Source organism: Constrictibacter sp. MBR-5 (genome assembly GCF_040549485.1).
In the GTDB taxonomy this organism is placed as follows: Bacteria; Pseudomonadota; Alphaproteobacteria; order JAJUGE01; family JAJUGE01; genus Constrictibacter.
On record NZ_JBEPTK010000001.1, the window covers coordinates 696558 to 715185 of the forward strand.

General features: G+C 70.2%; 24 protein-coding genes. 6 read left to right on the forward strand and 18 right to left on the reverse strand.

The features are described 5' to 3' along the window. Positions 1 to 97 precede the first annotated feature (97 nt). Genes ABIE65_RS03300 through ABIE65_RS03310 form a run of 3 tightly spaced genes read left to right on the forward strand, consistent with a single transcriptional unit; the run spans position 98 to position 3313 of the window. Entirely contained in the window at positions 98 to 1120 is a 1023-nt protein-coding gene (locus ABIE65_RS03300; RefSeq protein ID WP_354075472.1) for a glycosyltransferase family 2 protein, read from the forward strand. Then, positions 1117 to 2400, forward strand: coding sequence for a glycosyltransferase family 4 protein (locus tag ABIE65_RS03305; protein ID WP_354075474.1), 1284 nt, complete (start codon positions 1117 to 1119; stop codon positions 2398 to 2400). Before ABIE65_RS03300 ends, ABIE65_RS03305 begins: the two co-directional genes overlap by 4 nt. Beyond that, positions 2393 to 3313, forward strand: coding sequence for a glycosyltransferase family 2 protein (locus ABIE65_RS03310; protein ID WP_354075476.1), 921 nt, complete (start codon positions 2393 to 2395; stop codon positions 3311 to 3313). Before ABIE65_RS03305 ends, ABIE65_RS03310 begins: the two co-directional genes overlap by 8 nt. On the opposite strand, the gene ABIE65_RS03315 is transcribed toward ABIE65_RS03310, so the two are convergent. From ABIE65_RS03315 to ABIE65_RS03345, 7 genes are all read right to left on the reverse strand, one after another. Next, positions 3236 to 4444, reverse strand: a complete 1209-nt coding sequence (locus ABIE65_RS03315; protein ID WP_354075478.1) for a Coenzyme F420 hydrogenase/dehydrogenase, beta subunit C-terminal domain — start codon at positions 4442 to 4444, stop codon at positions 3236 to 3238. The genes ABIE65_RS03310 and ABIE65_RS03315 overlap by 78 nt on opposite strands. Continuing rightward, positions 4441 to 5595, reverse strand: a complete 1155-nt coding sequence (locus tag ABIE65_RS03320) for a polysaccharide pyruvyl transferase family protein (protein ID WP_354075479.1) — start codon at positions 5593 to 5595, stop codon at positions 4441 to 4443. Before ABIE65_RS03320 ends, ABIE65_RS03315 begins: the two co-directional genes overlap by 4 nt. A gap of 60 nt (positions 5596 to 5655) precedes the next feature. Beyond that, entirely contained in the window at positions 5656 to 6312 is a 657-nt protein-coding gene (locus tag ABIE65_RS03325; protein ID WP_354075480.1) for a hypothetical protein, read from the reverse strand. A 237-nt stretch (positions 6313 to 6549) separates the two neighbouring features. Next, positions 6550 to 6774 carry a hypothetical protein gene (locus ABIE65_RS03330; RefSeq protein ID WP_354075482.1) on the reverse strand — a complete coding sequence of 75 codons (225 nt, stop codon included), beginning with the start codon at positions 6772 to 6774 and terminating at the stop codon, positions 6550 to 6552. Positions 6775 to 6791: 17 nt separating this feature from the next. Continuing rightward, a complete protein-coding gene (locus tag ABIE65_RS03335; protein WP_354075484.1) occupies positions 6792 to 6986 on the reverse strand; it encodes a hypothetical protein in 195 nt (64 codons plus the stop codon). A 145-nt stretch (positions 6987 to 7131) separates the two neighbouring features. Further along, on the reverse strand, positions 7132 to 7287 hold the full coding sequence (locus ABIE65_RS03340; protein WP_354075485.1) for a hypothetical protein: 156 nt from the start codon (positions 7285 to 7287) through the stop codon (positions 7132 to 7134). 60 nt (positions 7288 to 7347) lie between these two features. Beyond that, positions 7348 to 7962: a cold-shock protein gene (locus ABIE65_RS03345; RefSeq protein WP_354075486.1), complete on the reverse strand. Its 615-nt coding sequence runs from the start codon at positions 7960 to 7962 to the stop codon at positions 7348 to 7350. A 244-nt stretch (positions 7963 to 8206) separates the two neighbouring features. On the opposite strand from ABIE65_RS03345, the gene ABIE65_RS03350 reads away from it, so the two are divergent. After that, a complete protein-coding gene (locus tag ABIE65_RS03350; RefSeq protein WP_354075488.1) occupies positions 8207 to 9523 on the forward strand; it encodes an aspartate aminotransferase family protein in 1317 nt (438 codons plus the stop codon). Positions 9524 to 9637: 114 nt separating this feature from the next. Here the strand turns inward: ABIE65_RS03350 and ABIE65_RS03355 are convergent, their stop codons facing one another. The 3 genes from ABIE65_RS03355 to ABIE65_RS03365 form a co-directional block, all read right to left on the reverse strand. After that, positions 9638 to 9811, reverse strand: a complete 174-nt coding sequence (locus tag ABIE65_RS03355) for a hypothetical protein (RefSeq protein ID WP_354075489.1) — start codon at positions 9809 to 9811, stop codon at positions 9638 to 9640. A 77-nt stretch (positions 9812 to 9888) separates the two neighbouring features. Continuing rightward, positions 9889 to 10524, reverse strand: coding sequence for a hypothetical protein (locus ABIE65_RS03360; RefSeq protein WP_354075491.1), 636 nt, complete (start codon positions 10522 to 10524; stop codon positions 9889 to 9891). After that, positions 10524 to 10940, reverse strand: a complete 417-nt coding sequence (locus tag ABIE65_RS03365; protein WP_354075492.1) for a RusA family crossover junction endodeoxyribonuclease — start codon at positions 10938 to 10940, stop codon at positions 10524 to 10526. Before ABIE65_RS03365 ends, ABIE65_RS03360 begins: the two co-directional genes overlap by 1 nt. Positions 10941 to 11115: 175 nt before the next feature. On the opposite strand from ABIE65_RS03365, the gene ABIE65_RS03370 reads away from it, so the two are divergent. Next, on the forward strand, positions 11116 to 11793 hold the full coding sequence (locus ABIE65_RS03370; protein WP_354075494.1) for a nitroreductase: 678 nt from the start codon (positions 11116 to 11118) through the stop codon (positions 11791 to 11793). 82 nt (positions 11794 to 11875) lie between these two features. Here the strand turns inward: ABIE65_RS03370 and leuB are convergent, their stop codons facing one another. Continuing rightward, on the reverse strand, positions 11876 to 12991 hold the full coding sequence (leuB, locus tag ABIE65_RS03375) for a 3-isopropylmalate dehydrogenase (RefSeq protein ID WP_354075495.1): 1116 nt from the start codon (positions 12989 to 12991) through the stop codon (positions 11876 to 11878). A gap of 161 nt (positions 12992 to 13152) precedes the next feature. On the opposite strand from leuB, the gene ABIE65_RS03380 reads away from it, so the two are divergent. Further along, positions 13153 to 13542 carry a PRC-barrel domain-containing protein gene (locus ABIE65_RS03380; RefSeq protein WP_354075497.1) on the forward strand — a complete coding sequence of 130 codons (390 nt, stop codon included), beginning with the start codon at positions 13153 to 13155 and terminating at the stop codon, positions 13540 to 13542. A gap of 33 nt (positions 13543 to 13575) precedes the next feature. Here ABIE65_RS03380 and ABIE65_RS03385 read toward each other — a convergent pair whose 3' ends face one another. The 7 genes from ABIE65_RS03385 to rpsP form a co-directional block, all read right to left on the reverse strand. Further along, entirely contained in the window at positions 13576 to 14133 is a 558-nt protein-coding gene (locus ABIE65_RS03385; RefSeq protein WP_354075499.1) for a PRC-barrel domain-containing protein, read from the reverse strand. Between the two features lie 59 nt (positions 14134 to 14192). After that, entirely contained in the window at positions 14193 to 14822 is a 630-nt protein-coding gene (gene leuD, locus ABIE65_RS03390) for a 3-isopropylmalate dehydratase small subunit (RefSeq protein ID WP_354075500.1), read from the reverse strand. A 36-nt stretch (positions 14823 to 14858) separates the two neighbouring features. Next, positions 14859 to 16268, reverse strand: coding sequence for a 3-isopropylmalate dehydratase large subunit (gene leuC / locus ABIE65_RS03395; protein ID WP_354075501.1), 1410 nt, complete (start codon positions 16266 to 16268; stop codon positions 14859 to 14861). A gap of 103 nt (positions 16269 to 16371) precedes the next feature. Continuing rightward, positions 16372 to 16767, reverse strand: a complete 396-nt coding sequence (rplS, locus tag ABIE65_RS03400; protein WP_354075502.1) for a 50S ribosomal protein L19 — start codon at positions 16765 to 16767, stop codon at positions 16372 to 16374. Beyond that, positions 16764 to 17477 carry a tRNA (guanosine(37)-N1)-methyltransferase TrmD gene (trmD, locus tag ABIE65_RS03405; protein WP_354075503.1) on the reverse strand — a complete coding sequence of 238 codons (714 nt, stop codon included), beginning with the start codon at positions 17475 to 17477 and terminating at the stop codon, positions 16764 to 16766. The genes rplS and trmD overlap by 4 nt, the downstream gene beginning before the upstream one ends. Further along, positions 17474 to 18028 carry a ribosome maturation factor RimM gene (rimM, locus tag ABIE65_RS03410; RefSeq protein WP_354075504.1) on the reverse strand — a complete coding sequence of 185 codons (555 nt, stop codon included), beginning with the start codon at positions 18026 to 18028 and terminating at the stop codon, positions 17474 to 17476. Before rimM ends, trmD begins: the two co-directional genes overlap by 4 nt. A gap of 111 nt (positions 18029 to 18139) precedes the next feature. Then, positions 18140 to 18490, reverse strand: coding sequence for a 30S ribosomal protein S16 (gene rpsP, locus ABIE65_RS03415; protein WP_354075506.1), 351 nt, complete (start codon positions 18488 to 18490; stop codon positions 18140 to 18142). Positions 18491 to 18628 lie beyond the last annotated feature (138 nt).

The window sequence follows — 18628 nt, forward strand, 5'->3', positions numbered from 1 at the left end:
GCGGCGGGGGGCGGATGTGGCGGCAGTGTGGATCGCAGAGTCCGGGGGGAGCCGAAGGTCGCCGGCGGCCGAGGATAGGGTCGTCGACGTCCTGCCGGTGAGCCACGGCCCGGTTTACGTCGTGCTGGTCAACTACGGCCACCCGGCGGACACGCTCGAGTGCCTCGACACGTTGTTTGGCATGGATTACCCGGATTTCCGGGTCATCGTCTGCGACAACGCCACCACGACCGCGAGCTTCGGGATGCTGCGCGACTGGGCGGACGGCGAGATCTCCGCAGGACCGGCGGGTGAGACGGGACGGCGGCTGATGGCCGGGCGGACGCGCCGGCCGATCCCATATCTGGCGGTGACCGCCGAGGCGATCGACGATGACGCCGTCGAACCGGGCCGGGCCCCGCCCCTCGTCCTCATCCGAAGCGCACACAACCGCGGCTTCGCCGGCGGCTGCAACCTCGGCCTGCGCTATGCCCTGAGCCGCGGCGACGCCGCGTGGTTCTGGCTGCTGAACAACGACACGGCGGTGACGCCGGATGCGCTGACCGCGCTGGTCGCCCACTGCGCCGCCAGGCCCGAGATCGGCCTCTGCGGATCGACCCTGCGCTACTACGACACGCCGGACCGGCTCCAGGCGCTGGGCGGCGGCCGCTACGATCCATGGCTGGGACGGATGCATCTGCTGGGATTCCAGCAGCCCGCCGTTCCCGGCGTCGGCGCCGGGCCCGGCGACCTGGACTTCGTGCACGGCGCCTCGATGCTCGTCAGCCGCGCCTTCGTCGACGCCGTCGGACTGATGGACGAGCGGTACTTTCTCTTCTTCGAGGAACTCGACTGGACGGCGCGCGCCGGCGGCCGCTTCGCGCTCGGCCATGCGCCGGGCAGCATCGTGTTCCACAAGGAGGGGGCGAGCGCCGGCAGCGCCACGCGGCGACCGCAGGCGCGCTCGCGGACGGCCGACTATCACGGGCTGCGCAGCCGCCTTCTCTATACCCGGCGGCACCGGCCCTGGGCGCTGCCGACCGTCTGGCTGGGCCTGTTAGGCGCACTGGCGAACCGCATCCGGCGCCGGCAGTGGGACCGCGTGCCGATGATCCTCTCGCTGATGGCGGGCCGGACGTGAACGCCCTCGCACCGATGCCGGCGCGGCCGGTGCAGGCGGTGCGCGCGGCGCCGGACATCGTCGTCGTCAACGACTACGCCCACATCCAGGGCGGCGGCTCGAAGGTGGCCATCGTCTCCGCGGCGGCGCTGGCGCGGCGCGGCCACCGCGTGACCTTCTTCGCCGCCGTGGCGCCGGTCGACCCTGACCTCGCGGCCAGCGGCGCCGAGATCGTCTGCCTCGGCCAGCCCGACATGCTGGGCGACCCCAGCGCCCTGCGCGCCGCCCTGCGCGGCCTCTGGAACGGCGAGGCCGGCCGCCGGTTCGGCGCCGTGCTGGACCGCCTCGACCCCGCCTGCACGATCGTGCACGTGCACGGCTGGATGAAGGCGCTGTCGAGCAGCGTGGTCCGCGCCGCGACGGACCGCGGGTTCCGGGTGATCGGGACGCTGCACGACTACACCGCCGTCTGTCCGAACGGCGGCTTGTTCAACTATCGCAGCGCCGCCCCCTGCACGCTGACGCCGCTCAGCCCGCGCTGCATCGCCACCGACTGCGACGCGCGCAACTACGGCCACAAGCTCTGGCGCGTCGCGCGGCATGCGGTGCAGCAGCGGCACGGCGGGTTCTCGCGGCCGTTCGCTCGCTATGTCTGCCTCTCGGACCTCAACCGCCGCCTGCATGTCGGGCGGCTGCCCGAGGGCGCGCGGATGGAGATGGTGCGCAATCCGATCGATGTGCCCCGGGGGCCGCCGGCAGATCCCGCCCGTCACCACACGTTCCTCTTCGTCGGCCGCCTCGCCGCCGAAAAGGGCCCCCTGCTCTTTGCCACCGCCGCGGCGGAGGCCGGCGTCCCGGCGGCCTTCGTCGGCGACGGCTACCTCGCCGCCGCGGTGCGGGCGGCAGCGCCACAGGCCGAGCTGACGGGATGGCAGCCCGCCGAGGCGGTCGCGCGACGGCTGCGCCACGCCCGCGCCCTGGTCTTCCCGTCGCTGTGGCCGGAGACCCAGGGAATGGCGGTATCGGAGGCCGCAGCCCTGGGGGTTCCCGCCATCGTCAGCGACGGCTGCGCGGCGCGGGAGGCCGTCGAGGACGGCGTGACCGGCCTGCTGTTCCGGTCGGGAGACGCGGCCGACCTGCGGCGCCAGATCGAGCGCTGCCGGGACGACGCTCTGGTGGCCCGCATGGGTCGCGCCGCCCACGCCCGCTTCTGGGCGGACCCGCCCACGGTCGACGCCCATGTGCGCGCGCTCGTCGCACTCTATGCCCAGGTGCTGGAGGACGAGGGCGGCCATGGCTGAGCCGACGATCTGCGCCGTGATCGTCGACTATCGCAAGGCCGCGCGCGTTGTGCAGAACGTGCGCTCGCTGCGCCGGCAGCAGACCGCCGAGCGGCTCGACATCGTGGTGATCGACAATTCCGTCGACCCCGCCAATGCCCGGATCCTCCGCGCGCTCGACGACGAACCGGGCGTGCGGCTGGTCGTCAACGACACGAACACGGGCTACACGGCCGCCTGCAACCAGGGGGCCGCCCTGGGCCGGGGCGCCTTCGTCCTGCTGGTCAACCCGGACATCCTGTGGGCCGATCCCGGCGCACTGGAGCGGCTCGCGGCCTTCATGCGGAGCCGGCCCGACGTGGCCGTCGCCGGGCCGCGACAGGTGAACGAGGACGGGACCGTCCCGCGGACGGCGCGCCGGTTCCCGAACGTCCTCGCGCAGTGTGCGCGCCGCTCGCCGCTGGGAAGACTGCCCGGCCTCGCGGGTTCGGTCGGGCGCTACGAGGCCGCCGACCTCGACTATGGACGAACCCAGCCGGTCGACTGGCTACAGTCCTCGTGCGTTCTCGTGCGCCGCGACTTCTGGGACGGTACCGGCGGCCTGGACGAACGCTATTTCCTGTTCATGGCCGACTGCGTGCTGTGCTGGCAGGCCTGGGATCGAGGGCTTGAAGTCGTCCATTTCGCCGAGGCGACCGTCACCGCCGACGGGATCCGTGCCAGCGCCGGCGGGCCCCTCGCCCTGTTCCGCAACCCTGCCGCCCGCCATCACCTGCGGGACGCGTTCCTCTATCACCTTCAGTATCTCGGCCGGCACCCCGCCGGCAGGTCGCCGATGGAGCCGAAGCCGACGGCGTCACTCGCGATGGCGCCCCTGCAGGACGCGGAGCCCGGTGCCGGCGAGATCGCGAAGCAGGGCGCGCCCGCCCCTTAGGGCGTTCCGCCACAGCCGCAGCTCCCGATAGCGCGGCAGGCGCTGCCCGAGCAGCCGCAGGGCGGCGAGCCGGCCGAGAAGCACGCGCTTGCGCCGCACCTGGTAGGGCTGCATCGCCATCAGTTCGGCCGGTAAGAGCGGTGCGGTCTGGATCGCCCCTGCCGCGACCGCCGCCGCCAGCAAGGCTGCGCCGTGCTCCGTCCGCGCCAGCACGGCGCTGATGCCGTCGCGCTCCGCGAAGTCGGGATAACCGTCGCACGTGAGCCACGCATCGGCGGCGGCGATGTCGGCATGCTCGCCGGTGCCGTCGGGACAGATCTTGCAGCGGAACTGGAGATGGCGGTGCAGTTCGCCGCCCCACGAATCGGTGTAGCTCATGCTCGCCGTGCGGCCGTCCGCGGTCGTCGCCGCCATCCGGCCCGGCCACCCGCGGCCGCGATAGCGCAAGCCCGTCAGCGTCGCCGGATCGAGCCCCATCCGGCGCACGAGGATCTCCGTGCCGACGAGCGACGGCACCCCCGCGCAGAAGAAGGAAAGCATCCAGGGAATGCGGGTGGGGAGCGACGGATCGGTCGCCACATGCCGGCGCAGCGCCGCGATGTCACAGGGCTTGCCGACGACGGCGATACGGCCGTGCCGGGCCAGCGCGTCGTCCAGGCCGGCCAGCACCGGGGATGGCGCATAGCGTGAGCCGGCACGGTCGACCAGTTGGGCGGCGGTGGTACTGACCCGCGGCACCGTCCGCAGCGGCGCGTGCGCCTCGCTCCCGACATGCAGCACCGCATCGACCGCGCCGGTCGCGAGCAGGTGCGTACAGAGCGCCGTGATGACTCCCCCCGATGCGCCGGCGTGGCGCACTCCCGGATCCGTGGCCCAGGCCCGGTGCAGCGCCTGCATCGGCCCCCATACGGCATGCGTCGATGGCGCGGCCGGCGGGCCATCGAGGTTCGCACCCGGACACACCGCCAGGACACGCGCCAGCTCCGTTTCGGAGAGGTCGCCCACGGCCGGCCGGGCGAAGCCGCGTACGGAGATCCGCATCGCGACCGACGGGACCATCGCGGCGCACAGGCCGCAGCCGGCGCACAGGCCAGAGGCGACGAGCGCGTCGAGCGACCGGAGCCGGCTCATGCGGTGCGGACCAGATGCGCCACCAGGTCGGTATAGACCCGCAGCCGCTCGGCGGCGCGACGGTTGCCGGCCGCGGCGGCCGCCGCCAATGCCGCACGCCCCGCCAATCCGTCACCGACGATCCGGACGGCATCCTCGAGGCTGCCGCTGCGAAGGTCCGCCACCGCGTCGTAGCCGAGGCTGCGAAACAGGCCGGTCGCCTTGCGCGTGTAGGCCAGCGGGACCAGCGGCACCCCCGCCGAGAAGGCGGCGACGCAGGCGTGCATGCGGGCGCCGACGAAGAAGTCGAGGCCGGCGATCCAGGATTTCGCGGCGCGCGGGTCGGTGAAGGCCGGCGCCAGCCGGGCCGCCGGAAAGCGCCGCGCGAGCTGCCTGGAGACCGCCCCGTCCTGGTCCGCCTCACCGGGCGCGGCCAGGACATGCGCGACCAGATGAACCTCGTATCCCGCGCGGCCCGTCCAGTCGGCCAGGAGCGCATCGACCAGCGCCGCATAGGGGACGGGAAGACCGAACCCGCGCCCCTGGTAGAGCAGGCCGGACACGTTCAGCCCGATGCGGAGAGGGCCGCCGCGAGGCCGCGCGGGCGCTTCCCACGGAAGCAGGAAGGCGACGTCGGTCGCCAGCGCCAGGTTGGCGGTCGGCGCGAGGCGGCGCGCGAAGGCCTCGGACTCGGCGTCGCGGGCGAAGACATGTGCGGCACGGCGCAGCAGTGCCGCCGGCGGCAGGCGCCGCCCGCGGCCGAACGGCCCGATGGTCTGCGGCGCCAGGATCAGCGGCCGGCCGCTGCGCAGTGCCAGCGCCTTGCTGGCGAGCTGCTTGACGTAGCGTCGCCAGCCATAGACGTCGGTGAAGCTGTCGCCCTCGCCGATGTCGATCAGCAGGTCGCAGCGGCGGAAGGCGCCGAGCAGGTCGCCGGTGCGGCGGAACAACGCCACCGCGGTGAGATCGTGAGGGGGTGCGAGCCGTACCAGCCGTCCCGCATAGTCGAGGCGCGGCGCGCCCCAGTCGGGATGCCCGAAGATGACGGCCTCGACCTCGCGTCCGGCGGCCTCGGCGGCCGTCTCCAGGATGGCGAGCTGGGCGAGCGTCAGCGCACGCACGCCGAGATTGCCCGAGGCGAGCGAGTGCCAGAGCAGCCCGACGCGCAGCATGCGCCTCAGGTAGAAGAAGCTTGGCCCGATGTAAAGCGGGACGACGCACCGCGACCGGCGTCAGCTGATCGCGCCCGGTTCCCCCGGGAGGCTGAGGCGCGCCATGAACATCCGGCTCGCGAACTCGGCCGGCGAGCCCCCCGGCACGACCGGGGTAAAGCCACCGCGCGACGCGATGGCACCCGTGCCGAGGCCGTAGGGCGCCGGCCGGCCTGCTGGTTCCGTAGACGTGGGTGCCACGCCGGCGGCGGCACCGCTCTCCGCCAGCTTTTCGGTGAAGCGGTCATAGACCTGCGCCAGCGTCCGTGCGCCGGACTTGCCGTAGAAGACGTTGCGATTGGCGTGCGCCGCCTCCGGCATCACCTGGGCCGCGATCTGGTTCGGATTGCGCCGCATCGCGGACAGGAAGCGTTTTGCCCCTCCCGCCCCCAGGAAATGCGCCAGATAGAGCTCGGTGTCGCCGATCTCGCCGCCCACCGATTTCTGCAGCGCCTCCTTGTTGTCGCGCGCATATTCCGCCGCCATCAGCGCGGACAGCTTCGGATCCTTGCGCAGTTCGAGGATCTCGCGCCGCGTCTTGCCGTCGACCTTTCCGGCCTCCAGCTTCGCCGCATAGTCCTCCAGGCCGTACTTGGCACCGTTCTCCTTCACCATCGAGAGCCAGGTGCGCTCGATGAACTGATAGAGCCCGGTGGCACTGCTGGTGGGCGCCTTCACGTCGGCACGATATCCGCTCTCCACGGCAGCTTTTGCCATGAGGTAGGAAAAGCTTACCCCCGTCTCGGCGCTCGCCAGTTGCACGGCGGACCGGACTTCGTCGGAAGCGCCAGTAAATACAGCGGGTTGGATCGAAAGGTTCGCCGTCATGCCCATCACGACCATTTCTCTGTTTGGCGTGAGGGAGCAATGCGCGTGCCAGGGCATGCGGACAGAACCTGCGGCGCTTGGCGATCCCTAGGGACGGCTAGGAGAGCGCCCGCCGCGGCTCACATTCTTGTCGATGCCGCCCTGCGCATTGGTGTCGTTGCCGATGTCGCCTTCGACCGTGTTCTCGCCCTGCAATTCTTCGAGTTCCTCGGCGGTGGCTCCAGAGCTGCGCGCGCCCTTGCTGCCGCCGATCATCGGATCGCGCCGCAGATCCGCGTCGTTCGGCTCGCGCGATTTCGGATGCTTCGGCATAGCTGCCTCCTTCCGTCTCAACCGTGCTTCTTGTCGGGCAGGTGTCCCTGGTGATGATCGGCCTCGCCGCCACCGCCCGATACCTCGCTCCGGCGACGCAGTTCGGAGTCCGCCGGCGGCTTATCGATGTCGAGGGGCGCCTTGCCGTTCTGATCGGACGAGCCGGGACCACCTTGGCGGATGGTCGCCGGGCTCTTGCTCGAAGTGGACATAAGCTTTCTCCTTTGATCGGGAGCGCCGCGGCCATAGAAGCCGGTTCCGAGCCGGGAGCCGGCCCGGGGCGACCGGCCATGTCCGAAGAACAGGCCGCGCCGGATATCGTTCGCGACCAGCGACAAAATCCGACGCGCGGCCGCTTCAGACGACCAGGCCAAAGATCATCGCGAAAATGACGAACCCGACGAGGCCGCCGATGAAGACGATCCGGCGGGTCCTGGTGCGCAGGATGATCTCGCCCTGACGGACCTCGTCGGCGGCATAGGTGGGCGGATGGCTGTCGGAACGGCCTCTCATGGGGGGCTCCCTCTCTGCGGTGTCCCCGTGTAACCGGCCGTGCGCCGCCCCTGTTCCCCGTCAGGGAAACTCGACCCGCTCCGCCTCCAGGCCCCTCTCGGAGTCGCGCGTGATCACGCGGATGCGCACGCTGGGCTGCAACGCCTCGATGCCCGAGCGGCGCAGGGCGTCGGCGCCGATGAAGATGTCCTTCCCGCCACGCTCCGGCGTCACGAAGCCGTAGCCTTTGCGCGGGTCGAAGAACTTCACCGTCCCCTCGACCGGACGGCCCGCCGGCGGCGCCGTGCGTACCGGCGCCTTCGGCGCAGCCGGTGCCGGTGGCGCCCGCCGCTCAGCCGTCGCGCCGGGCGTGCCCGGGCGCGGCCGCCCCCCGCGCGACGGACCGGCGGCGCGGCCGGTCGCCCGCGGTACGGTGCTCTCGTCGACGGAATGGATCAGCGCGACCTGCGGGCCCTTCGTGCCCTTGTTCACGTCGCAGTCGATCGTGGCCCCTTCCGGCAGGCTGTCTCGGCCGAGCGCCTTGACTGCGGAGGCGTGCAGGAACACGTCGGGCGACCCGTCGTCGGGGGTGACGAAGCCGAAGCCCTTCTCCGGGTTGAACCATTTGACCTTGGCGGTGACGCCGGACCGGTAGAAGTTCCCCGCCTGCGGCGGCCGGCGCTGATCGGTGGCCATGCTCCCACTCCCCCGGCTCTGTCGACGGCGACGCTGTCGGCGCGTCGCTCCCGTCGTCCGCGTGCCCGAAGGTAGGCTGTCCGCCCGGTCCTGTCACCGGGTGGCCAGGGGGTGCGGCACCGCGTCCCGTGCATGCCTGCCGGACGGGAATCGACGAGACCCGAGGCATTGAGCGCTCGCCCGTCCGGTCCGGCCGGGTCTACTATGCCGGCGCCCCCAGCCGAGCCACCGCCGGAGCCCTCCCATGAATGCGCCGCAGCCGAACTTTGACCTCACCGCCGCCCTGCGCGATGCCGAGGAGCGCTATGTCGCCGCCAACCCGAATAGCCTCGAGGCCTACGAGCATGCGCGGCGCAGCATGCCGGGCGGCAACACCCGCACCGTCCTCTACTATTCGCCCTTCCCGCTCAGCCTGGCGGGCGGCGAAGGCTGCCACGTGACCGACGTCGACGGCCACCGCTACATCGACACGGTGTCGGAGCAGACGGCGGCGCTCTATGGCCATTCGAATCCGAAGATCCAGGCGGCGGTGATCGAGGCGCTGAAGCACGGCATCGTGCTCGGCGGGCCGACGGGCCGCGAATCGGAACTGGCCGAACTGCTCTGCGCGCGGTTCGAGGCGCTCGAACTGGTGCGCTTCACCAATTCCGGCACCGAGGCCAACCTGTTCGCCGTGCAGACGGCGCGCGGCGTCACCGGGCGCTCGAAGATCATGGTCTTCGAAGGCTGCTACCACGGCGGCCTGATGAGCTTCGGCGGCTACGGCTCGACGATGAACGTCCCCTTCCCCTACGTGATGGCCCCCTACAACGACCCCGACCGCACCGCCGCCCTGATCGCCGAACATGCCGGCGACCTCGCCTGCGTCATCATGGAGCCGATGATCGGCAGCGGCGGCTGCATTCCGGCGCAGGCCGACTTCGTGAAGGCGGTGCGCGAGGCGACGGCGAAGCACGGCGTCGTCCTGATCTTCGACGAGGTGATGAGCTCGCGCCTGGCGCCCGGCGGGTTCCAGTCGGTGCTGGGCGTGACGCCCGACATGATGACCATGGGCAAGTATCTCGGCGGCGGCCTCAGCTTCGGCGCGTTCGGCGGCCGTCGCGACCTGATGGAGCGGTTCGACCCGTCGCGCCCCGACGCCTTCGGCCACGCCGGCACGTTCAACAACAACGTGCTCAGCCTGTCGGCCGGCATCACCGGGCTGCGCGACGTGCTGACGCCCGAGGCGTCGATGCGCATCAACGCCGACGGCAACCGGCTGCGCGAGCGGCTGAAGCAGACGCTGGCGAAGCGCGGCGTGCCGGGCACCGTCACCGGCTACGGCTCGATGCTGATGATCCAGCTGGCCGACGGCAGCTACGACCGGCCGAAGGACACGACCCGCGTCCGCCCCGAGGCGCGCGCCCTGTGCCAGTTCGAGATGCTGTCGCGCGGCGTCTACCTCTCCCGCCGCAACATGCTGAACCTCTCCCTACCAATGGATGCGGCCGCGTTCGACGCGATCGTCGCGGCGTTCGACGGCTTCCTGGAGACGCACGCGAAGGTACTGACCGCCGCCTGAGCGGCAGGAGCGCGGCGCACGGCGAGACCATTGTCTGGCGTTCCGTCGGGCGCCTCGGCGCTCCCCCTGGAATGCCGCCGTTCCGGCCGACTGTTCAGGGGCGGCAAGCGGCCCCTATGGTCGCTGCCCGGCGCGCCCGGCGTCGCGGAGGTCGCGCCAGGAGATGCGCTGCACGCCGCGCCGGTCCAGCAGGTCGGCCACCGCCGGATCGGTCAGGCACTCCGCGTCGTCTGCGCGTATGTCGGCGTGCCGCGTGTCGCAGCCACGCAGTTCCTCGCCGTCGAGCACCGGGTGGGCGAGATTTCGGTGACGCCCGGCGCGAGACGCGGAATCTCCTCGAAGAACACGTCGTGCGTCCGCGACGCTCAGCCGCCTGCCGCGGGGCGGAGCGTCCGCGCCAGGGCGACGAGGCGACGAACGGCATCCGGCGCCGGACGAAGATCCAATTGGCCGTGCGCGAGCGCATTGCGCATCCGGGCCACCTGCCGCAACTCTTCCTGCGCCTCCTGGGGCAGGTCCCCGTGCGAGACGAGAAGATCGAGCAGCGTGCTCGCGGCCAAGCCGTCCGAGGCGAGATCCGGATGCCGTGCCCGTGCCAGCGCTTCGAGAGCCGCCCAGGCGAGCAGCAGAGCCGACCGCGGCTCCCGGTCGGCCGACCGTTCCGCCTCGACGAGCGCGCTTTCCACGTCAGCCAGCGGCGCCGTCGCCACCTCGACCTTGTCGGAGGCCGCATAGACCACGACGAGATCCCAATCCTTTTGTCCCGCAAGCAAGCCGCGAAGCCTCGACAGTTTGGTATCGGCATGCGGGCCCGGCCGCCCTACCACCTCGATGACCAGGCCGGGTGTCCGGCCGACCGCGATCGCGTCGGGCCGAAATCCACCGAGAAAGGCCGGGACCTCCTCGGCAGCAGGCTCGCGGACCAACGTATACCCGAGGCGACGCCAGCGCGGCTCCATCCGGTCCAGCGCCACCTGCTCCATCGCTGCAGCCCGAGCCATCACGACAACTCCGCATGTAGATCGTCGGTCAGTCGCACGTACAGTACCGGCCTGTCCGCATCGAGCGCCTGCAGCAAAAGAGCGCTCGGATTCTGGAACGGAAACACCCTTCCCGGTTCGAACTTCTGCACGACGATACGCTCTATCAGACGGTCGTCATCATAGACGAACCGCGTCATCGCATCGAGAATCGGTTTCACGCGATTGTCGACATCGCCGGCGAGCGGCCCATCCGGGAACAGATAGATGGTCACCGCCAGCGGGGCCGTCAGCATCCAGTGATCTTCCGGCAGAGCACCTCTCGCGGCGGCGCGAATGCGGGCCTTCCACGCATCCTTCGACGCGGACGAAGCCTGCGCGCTCATGGCGGTTCCCGGAACCACGAACTCGAACGGCAGAGGGGGCTCCAGGGACACGACCGGCAATCTCCGATCAGGTTGCGCCGCCCAGTATAAGCAATCGGGCGAGCATTCAGCATAGAGGATCGCCGGCCGCCTATGTGCTGGTGCATCCGCCTCGTGGTGCCACTCGACGCGGACCCCGCCGCCCGCCAATCTGCGGCCGAAGCAGATCGCACCATCAGGGGGAAACATGGACTTCACGACACTCGTCGCCACGCGCCGGAGCGTTCGCGGGTACAAGCCGGATCCGGTGCCGCGCGAACTGATCGACGAGATCCTGCATGTGGCGAAGGGGGCGCCGTCGTCGATGAACAGCCAGCCGTGGCACGTCCACGTGCTGACGGGCGAGCCGCTGGAGGAGGTGCGGCGGCGGAATACCGAGCTGATGCTGGCGGGCGCGAAGGCGAACCGGGACATCCACACCCACGGCCCCTACGAGGGCGTGCACCGGCAGCGGCAGGTGGACATCGCCAAGGAACTGTTCGCCGCCATGGGCATCGCGCGCGAGGACAAGGTGATGCGCCAGGACTGGGTGATGCGCGGCTTCCGGCAGTTCGATGCGCCGGTGTCGATCGTGCTGACCTACGACCGGATCCTCGATCCCGGTGCCACCTGCCATTTCGACCTGGGGGCGCTGAGCTACGGCATCGTGCTGGCGGCGTGGGAACGCGGGCTCGGCACCGTGGTCAACGGCCAGGGCATCACCCGCTCGGACGTGGTGCGGGAGGTGGCGAACATCCCCGACGACGAGGTCATCATGACCTGCATCGCCATGGGCTGGCCCGACGACGGCTTCGCCGCCAACGCGGTACGCTCGGTGCGCGAGCCGAACGAAGCGTTCGTGCGCTATGTAGGGTTCCCGGACTAGTCTGGAGGCCTCACCGGGGACGAGGCGAACGGAGCGGCGTTTCGGAGCGAACCTCCCCCGAAACGCCGCGGTCCGCGGGCGCTCACGCCGCCTGGGCGTCGAGCTCCTTCAGGATGGCGTCGGTCATCTGGGTCGTGGAGACCGGCTTCATGCCCGGGCCGACGATGTCGCCGGTGCGGATGCCCGCCTTCAGGACGTTCTCGACGGCGTTCTCGATCAGGTCGGCATCCTCGTTCATGTCGAACGAGTAGCGCAGCAGCATCGACAGGCTGAGCATCTGGGCGAGCGGGTTCGCCTTGCCCTGGCCGGCGATGTCCGGCGCGCTGCCGTGGATCGGCTCGTAGAGCGCCATGCGGCGGCCGGTGGTCGGGTCGACGGCGCCGAGCGAGGCAGACGGCAGCATGCCGAGCGACCCCGTGAGCATGGCGGCGCAGTCGGAGAGGATGTCGCCGAACAGGTTGTCGGTGACGATCACGTCGAACTGCTTGGGTGCCCGGACCAGCTGCATGGCGCAGTTGTCGGCGTACATGTGCTGCAGCTCGACGTCCTGGAACTCGGCGTCGTGCAGTTTCTGCACCTCCTCGCGCCAGAGCACGCCGGACTCCATCACATTGGCCTTCTCGACCGACATGACGCGCTTGGCGCGCTTCTGCGCCAGTTCGAAGCCGACGCGGGCGATGCGCTCGATCTCCGGCGTCGTGTAGACCTGGGTGTTGATGCCGCGGCGCGTGCCGTCGGGCAGCGTCTCGATGCCACGCGGTTCGCCGAAATAGATGCCGCCGGTCAGTTCGCGCAGGATCAGGATGTCGAGGCCCTGGACGATCTCGTTCTTCAGGGTCGACGCGTCGACGAGCGCGTCGAACACCTTGGCCGGACGCAGGTTGGCGAAGAGCTGCATGCCCTTGCGCAGGCCGAGGATGCCGCGCTCCGGACGCTGGTCGAAGGGCAGCACGTCCCACTGGGGACCGCCGACGGAGCCGAACAGCACGGCGTCAGACGCCTTCGCCGCCTCCAGCGTCTCCTCCTTCAGCGGCGTGCCGTAGGCGTCGATCGCGGCACCGCCGACGAGGTCCTCGCTGAGGTCGAAACTCACGTGCCGGCGCTTGTCCATCCAGTCGACGACGCGCAGCACTTCACGCACAACTTCCGGCCCGATCCCGTCCCCGGGGAGTACCAGCAGCTTCTTGTTCGACGGCATCGGCCTTCGTCTCCGTCCATTCGGATTGTCGTTGCGGAGCGTTTTCTAGCCCATGGCCGGACGTTTGTCGCCACCGAGCGGATCCCGCGGCTTAACGATCCTTAATCGGAACGGCGCGCCGGACCGGGTGTTCCTAGGGTAGCGCATCCAGGAGGATCGTCATGCAGACCGGAATGAGAGACACCGCCGTCGAGACCAGCGAAGCCGGCCGCCTGATCGGCTCGGACAAGGTCGAGGGCACGGAGGTGCACGATCGCAGCGGCAACAAGCTCGGGACGATCGAGCGGGTCATGATCGACAAATACTCGGGCAAGGTCGCCTACGCGGTCATGTCGTTCGGTGGCTTCCTCGGAATCGGCGAGCGCTACCACCCGCTGCCCTGGGCCGTCCTGGACTACGACACGCGGCAGAACGCCTATGTGGTCGACCTGGACAAGAGCACGCTGGAAGGTGCGCCGACCATCGGCGACCGGGATCGGGTCGACCTTTCGGACGAAACCTATGGGCGGGAGCTGCACGACTATTACGGCGTCAGGCCGTTCTGGCTCTGAGGCCGCAGCCGCCCGCGCGCGGTCGCGCCGCGGTCAGTTCAGCGGCCGCTCGGCGCGGGGCGGATACTTGAACTCGGGCAGGAGCTTGATCGAGTCCTTGGTGGCGCCGGGGAGGACCAGCCCGGCGCCGGGGTCGCGTGGTTCGAGCGAGTCGAACGGAATCGCCACCAGCCGTTCGCCGACGCCGAGAAACCCGCCGACGCCGACGATCGCATAGGCGACGTGGTCCGGCGGGTTGATGATCACGTCGTTGACCGTACCGATATCCTCGCCGGCCTCGCTACGCACGGCCTTGCCCATCACCCGCGACGCCCGGACGCCCGTGGCGAGAACCGCAACGTCGAAGGGCGGGATCTTCGGGGGAGAGACGGGCTGCGCCGCCGGAGGCGTAGAGGGCGCGGCCAAGAGGCCGGACCTCTCGGGTGCGGCCTTCTCGATTGCGGGCTTCTCCGGAGCCGGCTTCTCCGACATCGCCGGGCGGGCCGGCGGCGCGTCGGCCGATGCGGCCGCGACGCCCGGCGCGGGAAATGACACGGCCAGAACGACCACCGTCGCCACGACGCCGACGGATCCCGCTACCAGCTTTCGCATCGGCCCAGCTCCAACCCCGGGCCTCCGATCGCCCCATCGCAGGACCGGGCCGCGCAACCTCACCCCGCCGCAGTCTGCGCGGTGTAGAGCCAGGGGCGCGCCAGCCGATCCCGTTCCTCGAAAGTGTCGATCTTCGGCTTGTGCTTCAAGGTCAGGCCGATGTCGTCGAGCCCGTTCAGCAGGCAGTGCTTGCGGAACGGATCGATGCCGAACGCGATCGTCTCGCCGTTCGGACGGGTGATCTGCTGGTTCTCCAGATCGACCGTGATGCGGGCGTTCTGGCCGAGCTGCGAATCCTCGAGCAGCTTTGCGATCTCGGCCTTCGGCAGCTTGATCAGCAGCAGGCCGTTCTTGAAGCTGTTGTTGTAGAAGATGTCGGCGAAGGACTCGCCGATGACGCAGCGGATGCCGAAATCGTGCAGCGCCCAGGGGGCGTGCTCCCGCGAGGAGCCGCAGCCGAAATTCTCGGTCGTGACCAGGATCTCGGCCTTGCGGTAGGGCTCGCGGTTGAGGACGAAGTTGGGGTTCTCGGCGCCGTCCGACGTGTAGCGCACGTCGTTGAAGAGGTGCTTGCCGAGGCCCGTGCGCTTGATGGTCTTCAGGAAGCGCGCCGGGATGATGCGGTCGGTGTCGATGTTGGCGTCACCCACCGGGGCGGCGATGCCGGTCAGCGTCTCGAACTTTTCCATGATCGTTGCCTCCTCTGGGCCTCTCCGGGCCGCAGCCTAGCCCACCAACTCGCGCACGTCCGTCAGGTGACCCGTGATCGCCGCAGCGGCGGCCATGGCGGGGCTGACGAGATGGGTGCGTCCGCCGGGTCCCTGACGGCCCTCGAAATTGCGATTCGAGGTCGACGCGCTGCGCTCGCCGGGCTTCAGCTTGTCGGCGTTCATGGCGAGGCACATCGAGCAGCCCGCCTCGCGCCACTCGAACCCGGCCTCGAGCAGGATCTTGTCGAGCCCCTCCTCCTCGGCCTGGTTCTTGACGAGCCCCGAACCCGGGACGACCAGCGCGCGGATGCCGTCGGCCACCTTGCGGCCCTTGGCGACCGCGGCGGCCGCACGGATGTCCTCGATCCGGCCGTTGGTGCAGGAGCCGATGAACACCGTGTCGATCTTGATGTCCGAGAGCTTCATGCCGCCGGTCAGGCCCATATAGCCCAGCGCCCGCTCGACGTTCTTGCGCTTGCCCTCGTCGGCGATCTCCTCCGGACGGGGCACGGTGGCACCGATCGGCAGCGCGTCTTCCGGGCTGTTGCCCCAGGTGACGAAGGGCTGGATGTCCTCCGCCTTCATGACGATCTCGGTGTCGTAGACCGCACCCGGATCGGAGGGCAGCGACTTCCAATAGGAGACCGCCGCCTCCCAGGCCGCGCCCTTCGGCGCCGAGGGGCGACCCTTCAGATACTCGAAGGTCGTCTCGTCCGGCGCCACCAGGCCGGCACGCGCGCCCGCCTCGATCGACATGTTGCAGACCGTCATGCGGCCTTCCATCGACAGCGCCCGGACGGCGGAGCCGGCATACTCGATGACGTGGCCGGTGCCGCCGGCGGTGCCGATCTTGCCGATGATGGCGAGGATCATGTCCTTCGCGGTCACGCCGAACGGCAGCTCGCCGTCGACGGTGATGCGCATGTTCTTCGCCGGGCGCTGGATCAGCGTCTGGGTGGCGAGCACGTGCTCGACCTCGGACGTGCCGATGCCGAAGGCCAGCGCGCCGAACGCGCCGTGCGTCGAGGTGTGGCTGTCGCCGCACACGATCGTCATCCCCGGCTGGGTCAGGCCCTGCTCCGGTCCGATGATGTGCACGATGCCCTGGCGGACGTCGTCGACGGCGAAATAGGGAACGCCGAACTCGGCCACGTTCTTTTCGAGCGTCTCGACCTGGATCCGCGATTCCGGGTCCTCGATGCCGAGGCTCCGGTCGGTCGTCGGCACGTTGTGATCGGCGACCGCGATCGTCGCATCCGGCCGGTGGACCTTACGGCCGGCGAGCCTGAGGCCTTCGAAGGCCTGCGGGCTCGTCACCTCGTGCACCAGGTGCTTGTCGATGTAGATCACGCAGGTCCCATCGGGCTGCGTGTCGACGACGTGGTTGTCCCAGATCTTGTCGAACAGCGTACGCGGCTTGCTCATCCCACACCTCTCCGCGGGCCTCTCGGGGCCGGCTCGGCCGGCATCTGCGCCGGCTGGCGTCCGCGGCGAGCGGGCCGAAGCCCGCCCTCCGTCTCGTTGCGATCTACTCCTGCGCGGACGCAGCAGTCTTTGTCCGCTGCGGACGCGCGCGCTCGACGATGCGGGCGGCGCGGCCGGTGCGGCCACGAAGATAGTACAGCTTCGCACGGCGGACCTTGCCCTGACGCACGACATCGATCGACTCGATGTTCGGCGAATAGAGCGGGAAGACGCGCTCGACGCCCTCGCCGAACGACAGCTTGCGCACCGTGAAGGCCGAGTTGATGCCGGAATTCCGGCGGGCGATGCAGACGCCCTCATACGCCTGGACGCGCTCGCGCGTGCCCTCGACGACCTTGTAGTTCACGCGGACCGTGTCGCCCGGACGGAAGTCGGGGACGGCGCTGCGTGCGACGGCCTTGGCGACCTGCTCCTGCTCGAGCTGCTGAATGATGTTCATGACCTGATTTCCTTTCCTTCCGCCTGGTACCGGGCCCACAGGTCCGGTCGTCGCATCCTCGTAACCGTCTCGGCTTCCGCGCGCCGCCAGGCCCGGATCCGCTCGTGGTGACCGGAGAGCAGCACCTCCGGCACCGGGCGGCCGTCCCAGACCTGGGGCCGGGTATAGAGCGGGTATTCCAGCAGGCCGCGTTCGAAACTCTCTTCCTCGAGCGAAGCCGCCTCACCCATCACGCCCGGCAGCAGGCGAATGCAGGCGTCCAGCAGACAGATGGCCGCCGGCTCGCCGCCGGACAATATGAAGTCGCCGAGGCAGATCTCTTCCGCCTCGTGCGCCGTCAGAACACGTTCGTCGACGCCCTCGTAGCGGCCGCACAGCACGGTCAGCGCCGGTGCCGCCGCCAGTGCCTCGACCCTGTCCTGGGTCAGCGGCCGACCGCGCGGCGTCAGATAGACCAGCGGGCCGCGCGGGTCGCGCCCGGCGCGGATGGCCGCGTCGACCACGTCGGGCCGCATGACCATCCCGGCGCCGCCGCCGAAAGGGGTATCGTCCACGGAGCGGTGCTTATCGCGCGCGTATGCGCGGATGTCCACCGTTTCCAAGGCCCACAGCCCGGTCTCCAGGGCCTTGCCGGCCAGGGAGAAGCCGAGCGGCCCCGGGAACATCTCCGGGAAGAGGGTCAGCATGACCGCGCGCCAGGGCTCGCTCATCGCGACGCCTCCGGCCCGTCGTCGCTCCCGGCCTCCGCGTCGCCCTCGGCTTCAGGCGGGTCGAGCAGGCCTTCGGGCGGCACCACGACGACCCGGCGCCCGGCGAAGTCGATCACCGGAACGACCTCGCGCGTGAACGGCACCGCGAAGGGCTGGCCGCCCTCCGCCCGCGCGATCTCCATCACGTCGCCTGCCCCGAAATCGTGCAGGGCCCGCACCGTGCCGAAGACCGTCCCGTCCTCGCCGACCGCGGCGAGGCCGATCAGGTCGGCGTGGTAGAACTCGTCCTCGTCCGGCTCGGGCAGCGCCGCGCGCGGCACGTAGAGCCGCACGCCGCGCAGCGCCTCGGCGGCGTTGCGGTCCCGCACCTCGGCCGCCGACGCGATCACCACGTCCTTGCGCACCTCGCGCACGGTCAGGGTGAAGCGCCGCGTGCCCGCCTCGTCGCTGACCGGCCCGTAGGACGCGATGTCCGCCGGATCGGCCGTGAACGGCTTGATCCGCAGGTCGCCGCGCACCCCCTGCGCCCCGGCCACCGCGCCGAGGCACACCCAGCCGGCAGGCTCCGCCGACGCTCCCCGGAGGGGAGCATCCGCGGCCGCTGCGGCAGCTGTTTTGGGAACGGGACGGACCATGGCGCGAGAACCGTGAGGGGCTTCGCCTTACGCCGCGTCTTCGGCGGCGGCCTGGGCGGCCTTCAGGCGCTCCTGCGCCTTCGCCTTGGGCTGATTCGCCTTGGTCTGGGTCGGGATCGCGGGGACCTCGACCAGGCCGGCGCGGCCCAGGAAGCGCTCGACGCGCTCGGTCGGCTTGGCGCCGACGGAGAGCCAATGCTTCACCCGCTCCTCGAACAGCTTGATGCGGTCCGGGTGGTCGGCCGGCAGCATCGGGTTGTAGCTGCCGAGGCGCTCGATGAAGCGGCCGTCGCGCGGCGACGTCGCCTCGGCGACGACGATCCGGTAGAACGGGCGCTTCTTGGCACCGCCGCGGGTGAGGCGAATCTTCAGGGCCATGTGCTTCTCTGCTCCTGGTGAACTCGAAATTCGAACGACTTGCTTTTACCTGTCATTGCCGGGCGAAGACCCGGCAACCCAGGGGCAACGCATCAGGCTGCGGCCCTGGGTGCCCGGGTCTCCGCCCGGGCATGACAG